This window comes from Microbacterium sp. NPDC087591 (genome assembly GCF_044743625.1).
GTDB lineage: Bacteria > Actinomycetota > Actinomycetes > Actinomycetales > Microbacteriaceae > Microbacterium.
This window is the reverse complement of record NZ_JBIUWU010000001.1, coordinates 287,421-302,284: the sequence shown is the minus strand read 5'-3', so window position 1 is coordinate 302,284 and position 14,864 is coordinate 287,421. Positions and strand designations below refer to the sequence as shown.

Annotated in this window: 11 protein-coding genes and 1 riboswitch; of the genes, 10 read left to right on the top strand and 1 reads right to left on the bottom strand. The window is 67.5% G+C overall.

The window, feature by feature from the left end:
* Positions 1–12: 12 nt before the first annotated feature.
* Positions 13–108, top strand: a riboswitch (glycine riboswitch).
* A gap of 191 nt (positions 109–299) precedes the next feature.
* The 8 genes from ACIOVG_RS01385 (at position 300) to ACIOVG_RS01350 (ending at position 10,863) form a co-directional block, all read left to right on the top strand.
* Positions 300–1,484 carry a glycine cleavage system aminomethyltransferase GcvT gene (locus tag ACIOVG_RS01385; RefSeq protein ID WP_400868308.1) on the top strand — a complete coding sequence of 395 codons (1,185 nt, stop codon included), beginning with the start codon at positions 300–302 and terminating at the stop codon, positions 1,482–1,484.
* Positions 1,481–1,876: a glycine cleavage system protein GcvH gene (gcvH, locus tag ACIOVG_RS01380; protein ID WP_247629622.1), complete on the top strand. Its 396-nt coding sequence runs from the start codon at positions 1,481–1,483 to the stop codon at positions 1,874–1,876. Before ACIOVG_RS01385 ends, gcvH begins: the two co-directional genes overlap by 4 nt.
* A gap of 61 nt (positions 1,877–1,937) precedes the next feature.
* Positions 1,938–4,766: an aminomethyl-transferring glycine dehydrogenase gene (gene gcvP / locus ACIOVG_RS01375; protein WP_400872641.1), complete on the top strand. Its 2,829-nt coding sequence runs from the start codon at positions 1,938–1,940 to the stop codon at positions 4,764–4,766.
* 219 nt (positions 4,767–4,985) lie between these two features.
* On the top strand, positions 4,986–6,659 hold the full coding sequence (locus ACIOVG_RS01370) for an ABC transporter substrate-binding protein (protein ID WP_400868306.1): 1,674 nt from the start codon (positions 4,986–4,988) through the stop codon (positions 6,657–6,659).
* Positions 6,660–6,760: 101 nt separating this feature from the next.
* Positions 6,761–7,687: an ABC transporter permease gene (locus tag ACIOVG_RS01365; RefSeq protein WP_400868304.1), complete on the top strand. Its 927-nt coding sequence runs from the start codon at positions 6,761–6,763 to the stop codon at positions 7,685–7,687.
* A complete protein-coding gene (locus tag ACIOVG_RS01360; RefSeq protein ID WP_400868302.1) occupies positions 7,680–8,624 on the top strand; it encodes an ABC transporter permease in 945 nt (314 codons plus the stop codon). Before ACIOVG_RS01365 ends, ACIOVG_RS01360 begins: the two co-directional genes overlap by 8 nt.
* Complete coding sequence (locus tag ACIOVG_RS01355) at positions 8,621–10,294, top strand: dipeptide ABC transporter ATP-binding protein (protein WP_400868300.1); 1,674 nt, start codon at positions 8,621–8,623, stop codon at positions 10,292–10,294. Before ACIOVG_RS01360 ends, ACIOVG_RS01355 begins: the two co-directional genes overlap by 4 nt.
* A 2-nt stretch (positions 10,295–10,296) precedes the next feature.
* Complete coding sequence (locus ACIOVG_RS01350; RefSeq protein ID WP_400868298.1) at positions 10,297–10,863, top strand: PH domain-containing protein; 567 nt, start codon at positions 10,297–10,299, stop codon at positions 10,861–10,863.
* 49 nt (positions 10,864–10,912) lie between these two features.
* Here the strand turns inward: ACIOVG_RS01350 and ACIOVG_RS01345 are convergent, their stop codons facing one another.
* Positions 10,913–11,716: a CPBP family intramembrane glutamic endopeptidase gene (locus ACIOVG_RS01345; protein ID WP_400872639.1), complete on the bottom strand. Its 804-nt coding sequence runs from the start codon at positions 11,714–11,716 to the stop codon at positions 10,913–10,915.
* 98 nt (positions 11,717–11,814) lie between these two features.
* Here ACIOVG_RS01345 and typA point away from each other — a divergent pair, with 98 nt between their 5' ends.
* Together typA and ACIOVG_RS01335 are read left to right on the top strand one after the other, a co-directional pair.
* Positions 11,815–13,728 (top strand): translational GTPase TypA, encoded by a 1,914-nt coding sequence (typA, locus tag ACIOVG_RS01340; RefSeq protein WP_363552597.1) that lies wholly within the window; start codon positions 11,815–11,817, stop codon positions 13,726–13,728.
* Between the two features lie 198 nt (positions 13,729–13,926).
* The gene (locus ACIOVG_RS01335; RefSeq protein ID WP_400868296.1) at positions 13,927–14,838 is read left to right on the top strand and encodes a phospholipase; all 912 of its coding nucleotides are present in this window, start codon (positions 13,927–13,929) and stop codon (positions 14,836–14,838) included.
* Positions 14,839–14,864: the final 26 nt, after the last annotated feature.

Sequence of the window (14,864 nt, the reverse complement as noted above, 5' to 3'; positions counted from 1 at the left end):
AAGACAGGCCGAATGACCCACGCGGGAGAGCCCTGGCGAACGCAGCCGGGCACCGAAGGAGCAAGCCTCCCCGCCAATCTCTCAGGTAACGCGTACCGCGCGGTTCCGGCCACTCTGAAAAGCGATTCCACCCTTCGTCTCGGGCGCGCTCCACGCGTCCTCGCTCAGGAACCACGGGATCCGCCGACGGTGAAAGCCCGTGCCCCGTGCACAGGTGAAGCTCTCAGGCCTATGACAGAGGGGGAGTTCCTCGGATCGGCGATGTCGCCGCTCCGCCCGTCCACATCCGGGAGAACTCCATGTCCGATCCCCGCTATACCCCGCTCCGCGAGCGCCATGAGGCTCTCGGAGCATCCTTCACGGACTTCGGCGGCTGGCAGATGCCGGTGCGCTACACGTCCGACCTCGCCGAGCATCACGCCGTGCGCCAGGCCGCCGGTCTCTTCGACATCTCGCACATGGCCGAGTTCCTGGTCACGGGCGAGTACGCCGGCGATTTCCTCGACTTCGCGCTCGCCGGACGCATCTCCGCGATGCCGGTGGGAAAGGCGAAGTACTCGCTGATCCTGGCGGATGACGGCGGGATCATCGACGACGTGATCGCCTACCGCCTCGCCGAGGATCGCTACCTGGTGATCGCGAACGCCGGCAACCGCGGCTTCGTGGACTCCGCCTTCGCCGCGCGTGTCAGAGACTTCCCCTCGATTCCCGAGCGTGAGCTGCCCGCCCGCGCGGAAGGCGAGGAGCGCAGCTTCGCCGGGTTCCTCGGCGATCGCGGCGTCGACGTCGAGGACGTCTCAGACTCGTACGCGCTGCTCGCCGTGCAGGGGCCAGCCGCCGCCGCCATCGTCGCCGCGACGGAGGGCATCACCGATGTCAGCACGCCGTGGGCGGAACAGAAGTACTACGCATGGGCCGATGCGTCGTTCCTCGGCGAGCCGTTGCTGATCGCCCGCACCGGATACACCGGAGAAGATGGATTCGAGCTCCTCGTCCGCGCGGAAGACGCCGGCGCCCTGTGGGATGCCGTGTCGGCAGCGGGGGAGGGGCACGGCCTCGTCCCCGCCGGGCTCGCGGCCCGTGACACGCTGCGTCTGGAGGCGGGCATGCCGCTGTACGGCCACGAGCTCAGTCGAGAGACGAAGCCCTCGCAGGCCGGTCTGGGCCGCGTCGTGGTCGCGGACAAGGAACGGTTCGTCGGCAAGGACGCCGCGCCGGCGGCTGCCGATGCCCCGGTCCTCGTCGGACTCGTCGCCGAGGGCAAGCGCGCCGGTCGTGCCGGCTACGCCGTCGTCGACGAAGACGGCACCGTGCTGGGGGAGATCACCAGTGGCGCCCTCAGCCCCACGCTTGGCCACCCGATCGCGATGGCCTACGTGACCCCTTCTTCCGCGGAAGAGGGAACCGCAGTATTCCTGGATGTGCGGGGGACGAAGATCCCCGCGACCGTGACCGCCCTGCCTTTCTATCGGAGGACCAAATGACCGACCTCACCGCACTGCGCTACACCGAAGAGCACGAGTGGATCGCCGCCGACGCTTCGGCGGGCTCAGGAACCCAGATCGTGTCCATCGGGATCACCGACTACGCCGCTGAGAAGCTGGGCGACGTCGTGTTCGTCGAGCTGCCCGCCGTCGGCACCGAGCTCACCGCCGGTTCTGTGGTCGGGGAGATCGAGTCGACCAAGTCGGTGGGCGAGCTGTACGCGCCCGTCGCGGGGACCGTCGTCGAGATTAACGACGCGGTCGTCGACGACCCCTCACTCGTGAACGCCGAGCCCTTCGCCGGCGGATGGCTGATCAAGGTCTCCGTCGCCGCGGGTGCGCTCGACGGGCTGCTCGACCGCGACGCGTACGTCGCACTCACGGAGGGCTGATCCGCCAGTGGTCTCCTTCGCCGATCGTCACATCGGACCCACCGATGCCGCCCAGCGCACGATGCTGGACGCGCTCGGGGTCACCTCCTCGCTCGAGGACTGGAGCCCGGTCGACGCGCTGATGCGCCAGGCCGTGCCGTCCTCGATCTACACCGACGCAGGGGACTCCGTGATCCCTCGCGCCGCCAGTGAGACCGAGGCGCTCGCCGAGCTGCGCGCGCTCGCTTCGCGCAACGCGGTGAACCGGCCGATGATCGGCCTCGGCTACTACGGCACGATCACCCCGCAGGTGATCCAGCGCAACGTGCTCGAGAATCCGTCCTGGTACACGGCCTACACGCCGTACCAGCCGGAGATCTCGCAGGGACGTCTGGAAGCACTCATCAACTTCCAGACGATGGTGTCCGAGCTCACCGGGCTCTCGACGGCGAACGCCTCGATGCTCGACGAGTCGACCGCCGTCGTCGAGGGGATGCTGCTCGCCCGCCGTGCCTCGAAGTCGACGTCGAACGTGTTCGCGGTCGACACCGACGCCCTCCCGCAGACCAAGGCGCTGCTGGCCACTCGCGCCGACGCCGTGGGCATCCAGCTCGTGGCTGTCGACATCGCGGCGGGCGAGGAGCTCCCTGCGGAGCTGTTCGGCGTCTTCGTGCAGTACCCCGGCGCATCCGGCAACGTGTGGAACCCGTCGGCCGTGATCGACGCCGCGCATCTCGCGGGCGGTCTGGCCGTCGTCGCCGCCGACCTGCTCGCGCTGACGCTGATCGCCTCGCCGGGCTCGCTCGGGGCCGACGTCGCGGTCGGTACGACGCAGCGCTTCGGCGTGCCGATGGGCTTCGGTGGCCCCCACGCCGGCTACATGGCGGTGCGCTCAGGACTCGAGCGTCAGCTCCCCGGTCGCCTGGTCGGGGTGTCGGTCGATGCCGACGGCAAGCCGGCCTACCGCCTCTCGCTGCAGACGCGCGAACAGCACATCCGCCGCGAGAAGGCCACGTCGAACATCTGCACCGCCCAGGTGCTGCTCGCCGTGATGGCATCGATGTACGCGGTCTACCACGGGCCCGACGGCCTGCGCGAGATCGCGCGACAGGTGGCCGACAAGGCACTCCGGCTCCGCGACTGGCTCGTCGAGGCCGGTGTCGAGGTCGCGCATGACGCGTTCTTCGACACCGTGCAGGTGCGCGTGCCCGGACGCGCGGCGGAGTACGCCGCGCAGGCGCACGACGGCTACGGCATCCTGCTCCACGTCGCGGATGCCGACACGATCAGCATCGCGGTCGACGAGACCACCACGTTCAGCGAGCTGCACCAGGTCGCCATGGTGTTCGGAGGCCAGCAGCAGCGGGCCTTCGGTTGGTTCGAAAGCGGTTCGCACGGGGCGCTGCCCGAGGCCCTGCTGCGTCAGGACGAGTACCTGACCCACCCGGTCTTCCACGCGCACCGCAGCGAGACCGCCATGATGCGCTATCTCAAGAGCCTCGCCGACCGCGACTACGCCCTCGACCGGGGCATGATCCCGCTGGGGTCGTGCACCATGAAGCTCAACGCCGCGACCGAGATGGCGGCGATCACGTGGCCCGAGTTCGCGGGCATCCACCCGTTCGCTCCGGCATCCGATGTGGCGGGCTACCTCGAACTGATCGATCAGCTCGAGAGCTGGCTCGCCGAGGTCACCGGGTACGACGCGGTCTCGCTGCAGCCGAACGCCGGCTCCCAGGGTGAGCTCGCCGGACTCCTCGCGATCCGCGGCTACCACCTCGCGAACGGCGACGCGCAGCGCACCGTGTGCCTCATCCCGTCGTCCGCCCACGGCACGAACGCCGCCTCGGCCGTGCTCGCGGGCATGAAGGTCGTCGTGGTCGCCTGTGACGAGCTCGGCAACGTGGACCTCGCCGACCTCCGTGCCAAGATCGCCGCGCACGCCGAGTCCCTCTCCGCGCTGATGATCACCTACCCGTCCACCCACGGCGTGTACGAGCAGGACGTGGTGGAAATCACCTCGGCCGTGCACGACGCCGGGGGACAGGTCTATGTCGACGGTGCGAACCTCAACGCGCTGCTCGGCTACGCGCGGTTCGGCGACCTCGGGGGCGACGTGTCGCATCTGAACCTGCACAAGACGTTCGCCATCCCGCACGGCGGCGGTGGCCCCGGTGTGGGCCCGGTGGCCGCCAAGGCCCACTTGGCGCCGTTCCTGCCGGCGCATCCGCTCGCTCAGCGCGCGGAGCACGCCGGTGGTTTCGTGTTCGAGGGCGGCGCCGTATCGGCCGCTCCCTACGGTTCCGCCGGCATCCTGCCGATCTCCTGGGCCTACGTGCGGATGATGGGCGCCGACGGTCTGCGTCGGGCCACAGCCGCAGCGGTGCTCTCGGCCAACTACATCGCGGTGCGGCTCGGCGAGCACTACCCGGTGCTGTACGCCGGCGAGGACGGACGCGTCGCGCACGAGTGCATCCTCGATCTGCGTCCGCTCAAGGAGGCCACAGGCATCACGGTCGACGACGTCGCGAAGCGCCTGATCGACTACGGCTTCCACGCCCCGACCATGTCGTTCCCGGTCGCGGGCACGCTGATGGTCGAGCCGACCGAGTCCGAGGACCTGGCGGAGATCGAGCGGTTCATCGAGGCCATGATCATGATCAAGGCCGAGGCGGATGCCGTCGCGGCCGGCCGCTGGCCCGCCGACGACAACCCCCTCGTGCACGCGCCGCACACGGCTGTCTCGCTGATCGCGGGGGTGTGGGACCACGCCTACACGCGCGAAGAGGCCGCCTACCCGGTGCACGCTCTCGTCGCCGGCAAGTACTGGCCACCCGTGCGCCGCATCGACCAGGCCTACGGCGACCGCAACCTGGTGTGCGCGTGCCCGCCCATCGAGGCGTTCGCCTGACACGCACCAGTCGAGCCATGACGGCGCCGGCCACCCGAGGGTGACCGGCGCCGTTCTGCATCGCCGGAGGTGTTTCGTGCATGTCACATATTGGTCACCACTCAGTAACGAATGATTAGCCGAGCTCTGTGCGCGGTGCACGCCGGGTTACGCTCGACTATCCCTACGCGTTCAACGGTGAGCGCGCAGATTGATGTGACAGTCCAGGAGGACAACAAAGTGAAGCGCAACAAGATCGCCCTTGCGGGCACCGCGCTGTTCGCGATCGGCGCCCTGGCGCTCGCGGGCTGCGCGAGCGGCGGCGGGAACGACTCGGGAGACAACGGCGCAGGGTCGGCTGACCCGGATGCCATCATCACCACGAACGGCTCCGAGCCGGAGAACCCGCTGATCCCGACCAACACCAACGAGGTCGGCGGCGGAAAGATCCTCGACGAGATCTTCGCCGGTCTGATCTACTACGACGCCGACGGCAAGCCGGTCAACGACGTGGCTGAGGAGATCACCACCGAGGACCCGCAGCACCTCACGGTCAAGATCAAGGAAGGCCTGACCTTCACCAACGGCGAAGAGATCACCGCCGACAACTTCATCAAGGCGTGGAACTACGGTGCTCAGGCCGAGAACGCCCAGCTCTCCGGCTACTTCTTCGAGGACATCGAGGGCTTCATCAACGACCCGGGTGACCCGGACAACCCCGATGACGACATCTTCGGCGCGCAGGGCGACCTGGCGGGCCTGAAGCAGGTCGACGACTACACCTTCACGATCGAGCTCAACAAGCCGGCCTCCGACTTCGCTCTGCGTCTCGGCTACTCGGCGTTCTACCCGCTCCCCGACGTCGCCTTCGACGACATGGACGCATTCGGTCAGAACCCGATCGGCAACGGACCGTACAAGATCGACGGCGATGACGCGTGGCAGCACGACGTGCAGATCGACCTCGTGCGCAACGACGACTACGACGGTGGACGCAAGGCTGCCAACGGCGGTCTGTCGATCATCTTCTACGCCACGCAGGAGGCCGCCTACGCCGACCTGCAGGGTGGCGAGGTCGACGTCATCGACGCGATCCCGACCAGCTCGCTTCAGGTCTTCCAGGACGAACTCGGCGACCGCGCTGTGAACCAGCCGTCCGCCGTGTTCCAGTCCTTCACGATCGGCCAGTTCCTCCCGCACTTCAGCGGCGAAGAGGGCAAGCTGCGTCGTCAGGCGCTGTCCATGGCGATCAACCGCGAAGAGATCACGCAGACCATCTTCTCGGGCACCCGCACCCCGGCATCCGACTTCACGTCGCCGGTCATCGACGGCTGGTCCGACTCGGTTCCCGGCAGCGAGGTCCTCGCGTACGACCCCGAGAAGGCGAAGGAGCTGTGGGCCGAGGCCGACGCCATCTCGCCGTGGGACGGCACGTTCAAGATCGCATACAACGCCGATGGTGGCCACGACGCGTGGGTCGACGCCGTGAGCAACAGCATCAAGAACACGCTCGGTATCGACGCCTCCGGCGACCCGTACCCGACCTTCCAGGATCTTCGCACGAAGATCAACGACCGCACGATCACGACCGCTGCGCGTTCGGGATGGCAGGCGGACTACCCGGGTCTGTACAACTTCCTCGGCCCGCTCTACGCGACGGGTGCCGGATCCAACGACGGTGACTACTCGAACCCTGAGTTCGACGACCTCATCAAGGCCGGTATCAGCAACCCTGACCCCGCCGCACAGATCGAGGACTTCACGAAGGCTCAGGAGGTCCTGTTCGAGGACCTGCCCGCGATCCCGCTGTGGTACTCGAACGTCACCGGTGGCTTCAGCGAGAACGTCGACAACGTCACGTTCGGCTGGAACTCGGTGCCGCTGTACTACGAGATCACGAAGGCCGGCAAGTAAGTCTGACGGCACGACGTCTGTGAGGCGGTGACGATTCGTTCGTCACCGCCTCATAGGCTTGTGTTCGCGTAGCTTGCTTTCCCCACAGAAGGGACAAGCGGATGCTCGGTTACATTCTGAGACGTCTTCTGCAGGTGATCCCGGTCTTCTTCGGAGCCACCCTGCTCATCTATTTCCTCGTGTTCGCCATGCCAGGCGATCCGATCCTCGCGCTGTTCGGCGACAAGACGCCGAGTCCGGCCGTCGTCGCCCAGCTGCGCGAGCAGTACCACCTGAACGAGCCGTTCCTCGTGCAGTACTGGTACTACATCACCGGCGTGTTCCAGGGCGACCTGGGCACCACCTATTCCGGCCGTCCGGTCTCCGCGGTGCTGGCAGCGACGTTGCCCGTCACCGGCCGTCTCGCTGTCATGGCGATCGGCATCGAGTTCGTGCTGGCCATCTTCATCGGCACGGTCTCCGCGCTGCGCAAGGGCAAGCTGTTCGACAACACGTCGCTCATCGTTGCTCTGGTCGCTATCGCGATCCCGATCTTCGTGGTCGCGTTCCTCGCGCAGTACTTCCTGGCGATCCAACTCGGGTGGTTCAAACCGACCGTGGGTGCGGACAACGACTGGGGCGGCCTCTGGCTGCCTGCGATCGTGCTCGGGTTCAGTCTGTACGCCGTGAGCATGCGACTGATGCGCAGTTCGGTCATCGACACCCTGAACCAGGACTGGGTGCGCACCGCCTACAGCAAGGGTCTTTCGCGCAACCGTGTGCTTCCCGTGCACGTGCTGCGGAACTCGCTGATTCCGGTGATCACGAACTCCGCCACGAACTTCGGAGTGCTGCTCGTCGGCGCCACCGTCACGGAGGGCATCTTCAACGTGCCCGGTGTCGGTAAGACGCTGTTCGAGGCGATCCAGCGCGGCGAGGGCCCGACCGTGGTCTCCTTCGTCACCGTGTTCGTCATCCTGTACGTCCTGGTGAACCTGTTCATCGACCTGCTGTACGGTCTGCTCGACCCGAGGATCCGCTATGTCTGACCCCACGACCCAGAAGCACTACGTCGCTCCGGTCGAGACCGAATCGATCGCCGTCGACGCCGTCCGCATCGCCGACAAGCCCAGCAACCTCTGGCGTGACGCGTGGGCTGACCTGCGCCGTCGTCCGCTGTTCTGGTTCTCCGTCGTTCTCGCCCTGTTCTTCCTGATCATGGCGCTGTGGCCGACGCTCTTCACGACGACGCCTCCCAATGACGGCTGCCAGCTGTCGAACAGCAACGGCGGTCCTACAGACGGACATCCGCTCGGATTCACCTTCCAGGGCTGCGACATCTACTCGCGCATCGTCTGGGGAGCCCAGACGTCGCTGGCGGTCGGACTGATCGCGACGGTGATCTCGTCGCTGCTCGGCCTGATCATGGGAGCCCTCGCGGGGTTCTACGGCGGATGGCTCGACTCGGTGCTCTCGCGCGTCGGCGACATCTTCTTCGCGATCCCGTACATCCTGGCGGCCGTGGTCGTCATGACCGTGTTCCGTGACTCCCGTTCGGTGTGGACGCTCGCGTTCGCGATCGGAGGGTTCGCCTGGGCGTCAACGGCTCGGGTCGTGCGCGCCGAGGTGCTCCGGGTGCGTCAAGCGGACTTCGTGATGGCCTCGCAGGCGCTCGGACAATCCAAGTTCAAGATCCTCATGAACCATGTCATCCCGAACGCGATCGCTCCGCTCCTCGTGGTGTCGACCCTCGGGCTCGCCGCGGCGATCGTCGCCGAGGCGACACTGTCGTTCCTCGGCGTCGGCCTCGGAAGCGACGTGATGTCATGGGGCCTGGACATCGGCAAGGCCCAGGCCTCGCTGCGAGTGGCTCCGATGGCGCTCATCTATCCGTCGATCGCCCTCACTCTCGCGGTGCTGGCGTTCGTGACCCTGGGCGAGCTCATCAGAGACGCCCTCGACCCGAAGGCGAGGGCGCGCCGATGAGCGAGCGAATCACCGAACAGGTCCCGCTGCTGCGCATCCGCGATCTCAGCGTCGCGTTCCGCACGCAGGAGGGGTTGCGCGAAGTGCTCCATGGAGTGAGCTTCGACGTCATGCCCGGAGAGACCGTCGCGATCGTGGGCGAGTCGGGCTCAGGCAAGTCCACGACGGCCACGGCCATCGTGAACCTGCTCCCCGGCACCGGCCAGGTCACTGCAGGGTCGATCACCCTCGAGGGGCGCGAGCTCACGACACTCACCCGTCGCGAGATCGAGGCTGTTCGCGGTCGGGACATCGGCTTCGTGCCGCAGGACCCGATGTCGAACCTCAATCCCGTATGGAGCATCGGCTTCCAGGTGAAGGAGGCGATCCGTGCGAACGGCATCGTCCAGGGGCGCGAAGCCGTCAAGGCGCGCACGGTCGAGGTGCTGCAGCAGGCTGGGCTCGCCGACGCCGAGAAGCGCCTGCACCAGTTCCCGCATCAGTTCTCGGGCGGCATGCGCCAGCGGGCACTGATCGGAATGGGCCTCGCCGCCGATCCGAAGCTTCTGATCGCCGACGAGCCGACCTCGGCGCTGGACGTGACCGTCCAGCGAGTGATCCTGGATCACATGGCCACCCTCACGCGCGAAAAGGGCACCTCGGTGCTGCTGATCACGCACGACCTCGGCCTCGCAGCCGAGCGTGCGGACAAGATCATCGTGATGAACGGCGGCAACATCGTCGAGGCCGGTCCGAGCCGCGAGATCCTCGAGAACCCGCAGCATCCGTACACGAAGCGTCTCGTAGCCGCGGCTCCGAGCGTGGCATCGCAGCGCATCCAGGCTGTGGTGGAGGACCGGGGAATCGAGACGCTCGAGGACCTCGCCGACATCCCGCCGACGGTCCGTGTCGCGGGGCTCACGAAGGACTACAAGATCCGTCAGGGGGGCTTCCGCAGCGAAGCGTTCCGGGCGGTCGACAATGTGTCGTTCGAGATCCCTCGGGGCAAGACGCTCGCGCTCGTCGGCGAATCCGGCTCCGGCAAGTCCACCGTCGCGAAGATGGTGCTGAAGCTGGAGGAGCCCACCAGCGGCACCATCGAGATCGACGGCCAGGATGTGTCGAGGCTGTCGAACGCCCAGGCGTTCGGTCTGCGTCGGCGCATGCAACCGGTGTTCCAGGACCCGTATGGATCCCTCGACCCGCTGCGCAACATCGGCAACACGATCTCAGAGCCTCTGCAGATCCACGGTGTGGGCGACCGCGCCTCGCAGCGTGAGCGCGTCGAGGAGCTCCTCGATCAGGTCTCGCTGCCGCGTGTGCTGGCGACCCGGTACCCGAACGAGCTGTCCGGCGGACAGCGTCAGCGTGTGGCCATCGCCCGTGCGCTCGCGCTCAAGCCCGACATCATCGTGCTCGATGAGGCCGTGTCGGCGCTCGACGTGCTGGTGCAGGACCAGGTGCTGCAGTTGCTCGCCGAGCTGCAGTCCGAGCTCGGTCTGACGTATCTGTTCATCACCCATGACCTCGCGGTCGTGCGTGTCTCGAGCGACCTCGTCTGCGTGATGGAGAAGGGCAAGATCGTCGAGCAGGGCACTGTCGATGAGATCTTCGCCAACCCGCAGCAGGAGTACACGGACCGTCTGCTCAAGGCGATCCCCGGTGCGTCGATCACCCTCGGTGGACACTGACGGTGACGAACTCGGAACACCCTGAGGGCGCGCGGACATACCGCGCGTCCTCAGGACCGGTCGCGCTGGTCTTGAGCGGCCTGTTGGCGCTCTTCCTACTCGGCGACACCGTTCTGCGCGGCAGCTGGGGCCAGATGCTCCTCATCGCGCCCTGGGTGCTGCTGGGCCTGTGGGTGGTCTACGAGATCAGCTTCGTCTCTGTGGTCCGGGTCGATCACGACGGCGCAACGGTGCAGAACATGCTTCGCCGCACGTCCTTCGGATGGAGTCGCGTGCGCGACATCGACTTCCGTTGGCAGCTGCAGTTCGCGCTCGACGACGGCACGGATATCAGCTGTTACGGCGGACCGGCGCGCTCGCGACCCGCCCGGCCCAGCGGTGATCAGGACGATGCCCGATCGAAGGTGCCGGCCGGAGTCCGCGACCTCACGGAGATCCGCGACCGGTGGGAATCCGCCGTCGGGGCGGATGCGCCGATCACCCGCACCTGGGACGGCCCGGCACTGATCGCCCTCGGCGTGATCGTGCTGTGGGCAGTCGGTGCGGTGCTGATCACGACCGCCGGCTGACACCGTGCGGGGGAGCGGCATCGTGTGCCGCGTGTGCCGCCGCAGCTGATCAGCCGGGCAGCCCGAACAGCGCCGGCCAGGTGGCCGCGGCCCACGGGTAGCCGACGAACACGGTCGCGTCGATCAGGAAGTGCGCCACCAGGAACGGCAGGAGCCTGCCGCTGCGCTGGAACAGCCAGCCGAACAGCAGTCCCATCGCGAGGTTGCCGATGAACGCACCAGGGCCCTGATACAGGTGGTAGCTCGCGCGCAGCACCGAGGTCGCCACGATGATCGTCCAGTGGCTCCACCCCAGCTGCTTCAGCCGGGCGAACAGGTACCCGAGCACGACGAACTCCTCCTGCAACGAGGCGCGGGCGGCCGCGAGCAGCAGGATCGGCACCGTCCACCAGTGCGCATCGAGCCCCGTCGGGTTCACCGCCACGAACAGGCCGAGTGCACGCCCGACGAGATAGAGCGCGAGTCCGGGGATGCCGATGGCGAGCACCAGCAGGACCCCGCGGCCGGCATCCCGTCCCACGCGCGTCCCGTCCAGCCCCAGACGGCCCAGGTGCGGACGGGACGTCTGCCACAGCAGGAAGCAGACGAGGATCACCGGCACCAGCGAGAAGCCGATCGACAGCACCTGGTAGATCAGGTCGAAGATCTCCCGGTCGCTGCGCGAGGGATTCAGCGTCGCGGTCTGGTCGGCGAGCGGCGTCTCATCGGTCAGTCGGTACGCCAGCTGGACGATCGCGTACACGGCAGATTGCCCCAGGCCGAGCGCCAGCACGATCCCGATCTCCCACCACAACCGCGCACGCGAGGGCGGTGCGGTGGACGGGGTGCCATCAGCCGGGAGAGAGGTCACGATCTCGATGCTACGGCCTGTGTTCAGGAACAGTCCCTGTGCGTGCGCTATCCTGGAACGTCGGTTTCTCGGCACTTCCCACCATCTTTTAGGACTCCTGCATGGCGCACGCCCTCCGCTCTGACCTCCGCAACGTCGCTATCGTCGCGCACGTCGACCACGGCAAGACCACGCTCGTCGACGCGATGCTCCGCCAGACCGGCTCGTTCGGCGAGCACGCCCACGTCGACGAACGCGCGATGGACTCGAACGACCTCGAGCGTGAGAAGGGCATCACGATCCTCGCCAAGAACACGGCGATCACCTACAAGGGCAAGCACGCCGACGGCAAGGAGATCACGATCAACGTGATCGACACCCCCGGTCACGCCGACTTCGGTGGCGAGGTCGAGCGCGGCCTGTCCATGGTCGACGGTGTCGTGCTGCTCGTCGACGCCAGCGAGGGCCCGCTGCCGCAGACCCGCTTCGTGCTGCGCAAGGCGCTCGAGTCGAAGCTCCCCGTCATCCTCCTGGTCAACAAGACCGACCGCCCCGACGCCCGCATCGCGGAGGTGGAGGAAGAGGCGCACGACCTGCTCCTGGGTCTCGCGTCCGACCTGGTCGACGATGTGCCCGACCTCGACGTCGACGCGCTGCTCGACGTGCCGGTGGTCTACGCGTCCGGTCGCGCCGGTGCCGCATCGCAGAACCGTCCCGCCGACGGCTCGCTGCCCGACAACGACGACCTCGAGCCGCTGTTCGAGGCGATCCTCCAGCATGTTCCCGCCCCGTCCTACGACGACGAGGCGCCGCTGCAGGCCTGGGTCACCAACCTCGACTCCAGCCCTTTCCTCGGCCGTCTCGCGCTGCTGCGCGTCTTCAACGGCACGCTGAAGAAGGGCCAGACGGTGGCCTGGGTCCGCGCCGACGGCACCCACCAGAACGCTCGTATCACCGAGCTCCTGAAGACCCGCGCCCTCGAGCGCTACCCGGCCGAGTCCGCCGGCCCCGGCGACATCGTCGCCATCGCCGGCTTCGAGAACATCACGATCGGCGAGACCATCGCCGACCCCGAGGATGTGCGTCCGCTGCCGGCCATCACGGTCGACGACCCCGCCATCTCGATGACGATCGGCACCAACACCTCGCCGCTCATGGGCAAGGTCAAGGGACACAAGCTCACCGCTCGCATGGTCAAGGATCGTCTCGACAAGGAGCTCATCGGCAACGTGTCGCTCAAGGTCGTCGACATCGGACGTCCGGACGCGTGGGAGGTGCAGGGTCGTGGAGAGCTGGCCCTCGCCATCCTCGTCGAGAACATGCGCCGCGAGGGCTTCGAGCTCACCGTCGGCAAGCCGCAGGTGGTCACGAAGAAGATCGACGGCAAGACCTACGAGCCGTTCGAGCACCTCACGATCGACACCCCGGAAGAGCACCTCGGCGCGATCACGCAGCTCCTCGCGAACCGCAAGGGCCGCATGGAGAACATGACCAACCACGGCACCGGCTGGGTGCGCATGGAGTTCATCGTCCCGTCGCGCGGCCTCATCGGCTTCCGCAGCGAGTTCCTCACCACGACCCGCGGTACCGGCATCGCCAACGCGATCTCGCACGGCTACGAGCCGTGGGCCGGCTCCATCACGACGCGTCAGAACGGCTCGATCGTCGCCGACCGCCAGGGTGTCGTCACTCCGTTCGCGATGATCGCCCTGCAGGAGCGCATGTCGTTCTTCGTGCAGCCCACGCAGGAGGTCTACGAGGGCATGGTCATCGGCGAGAACTCGCGCGCCGACGACATGGACGTGAACATTACCAAGGAGAAGAAGCTCACCAACATGCGTGCAGCCAGCTCCGACACGTTCGAGTCGATGACGCCGCCGCGCCAGCTGACGCTCGAGGAGAGCCTCGAGTTCGCCCGTGACGACGAATGCGTCGAAGTGACCCCCGAGGTCGTCCGCATCCGCAAGGTGAACCTCGACGCGAACACGCGTGCACGTGAGACGGCCCGCATGAAGCGTCAGGACGCCGGCGCCTGATCTCCGCTGTCCTGAAGAGGGCCTCCTCCCGTCTATTTCGACGCGGAGGAGGCCCTCTTCTCATGAAATGCCCAGGTGAGGGATTGTTTTCGTTCAGGTTGGCCGTGCAGACTCGGTGACTTGCGCCCGGCGAGTCGGCTCCCATGAGTCGCCCTGCCCCTGCAGGTCCGGGTGGACGACGACCCGAAAGTCGAATCCGTGCTTCACCATCACAACACCCGTGCGTCTCGGCGCGCCGCCGCGGCGCTCCAGGCCCATTCCGCTGTCCGAGCCCGTCGCCCCGTGCTGGTCCTCGGTGCGCTGACCGGCGCGCTGCTGGGCATCACCCTCACGGTCGGGGTCGTCTCGGCCCCCGCCGCCGGTGCCGAGAACCCCGCCACCGCCGACCTCGCCGCCGCGGCCGTCGCCAGTGGCCCGCAGCCTCTGCGAGAGATCGCGGATGACGCCAGCGAGGCGTACGCCGAGGCCACCGACGCTGTCGCCGCGGCGGAGGCGCTCACCGCCGAGGTCGCGGCATCCGGTCTCGATCTGGGCGACGCGGTCGTCTCGATCGACACCACCGAGCTGCAGGCGGATGCGGACGCGCTGGCCGACCGCGCGCTCGTCCCCGCTCTTCTTCTCGAGGATCTCACCGGCGATGCGGTGGCCGACACGCACGCGGTCGTCGCGCTCACCACCGACCTGCGCGAGACCTACACGGCCGCGCAGGAGAAGAAGGCCGCGGCGGAAGCTGCGGCGGCGGCCGAGAAGGCTGCGGCGGAGAAGGCGGCGGCAGCAGCGGCCGCACTCGCCGCGGCGAACACGGTCGACGGCGCGAAGGCGACCGCACGCGAGATGGCGTCCGGCCGATACGGGTGGGGGGATGACCAGTTCTCCTGCCTGAGCTCGCTGTGGACCAAGGAGTCCGGCTGGAACTACCAGGCCTACAACGCGGACGGCGGCGCGACCGGCATCCCGCAGGCGCTCCCCGGCAGCAAGATGGCCTCAGCCGGCAGCGACTGGCAGACGAACGCCGCCACCCAGATCGCCTGGGGGCTCGAGTACATCGCCGGTTCCTACGGTTCACCCTGCAGCGCGTGGTCGCACTCGCAGGCGATGAACTGGTACTGACACCACCGAGGCGGAGAAGGCCCGGC

Coding starts and splice junctions, on each gene's coding strand:
- ACIOVG_RS01360 (WP_400868302.1), top strand. CDS start 7,680: ATGTCTGACCCCACGACCCAGAAGCACTACGTCGCTCCGGTCGAGACC.
- gcvP (WP_400872641.1), top strand. CDS start 1,938: ATGCTGGACGCGCTCGGGGTCACCTCCTCGCTCGAGGACTGGAGCCCG.
- ACIOVG_RS01355 (WP_400868300.1), top strand. CDS start 8,621: ATGAGCGAGCGAATCACCGAACAGGTCCCGCTGCTGCGCATCCGCGAT.
- typA (WP_363552597.1), top strand. CDS start 11,815: ATGGCGCACGCCCTCCGCTCTGACCTCCGCAACGTCGCTATCGTCGCG.
- ACIOVG_RS01365 (WP_400868304.1), top strand. CDS start 6,761: ATGCTCGGTTACATTCTGAGACGTCTTCTGCAGGTGATCCCGGTCTTC.
- ACIOVG_RS01385 (WP_400868308.1), top strand. CDS start 300: ATGTCCGATCCCCGCTATACCCCGCTCCGCGAGCGCCATGAGGCTCTC.
- gcvH (WP_247629622.1), top strand. CDS start 1,481: ATGACCGACCTCACCGCACTGCGCTACACCGAAGAGCACGAGTGGATC.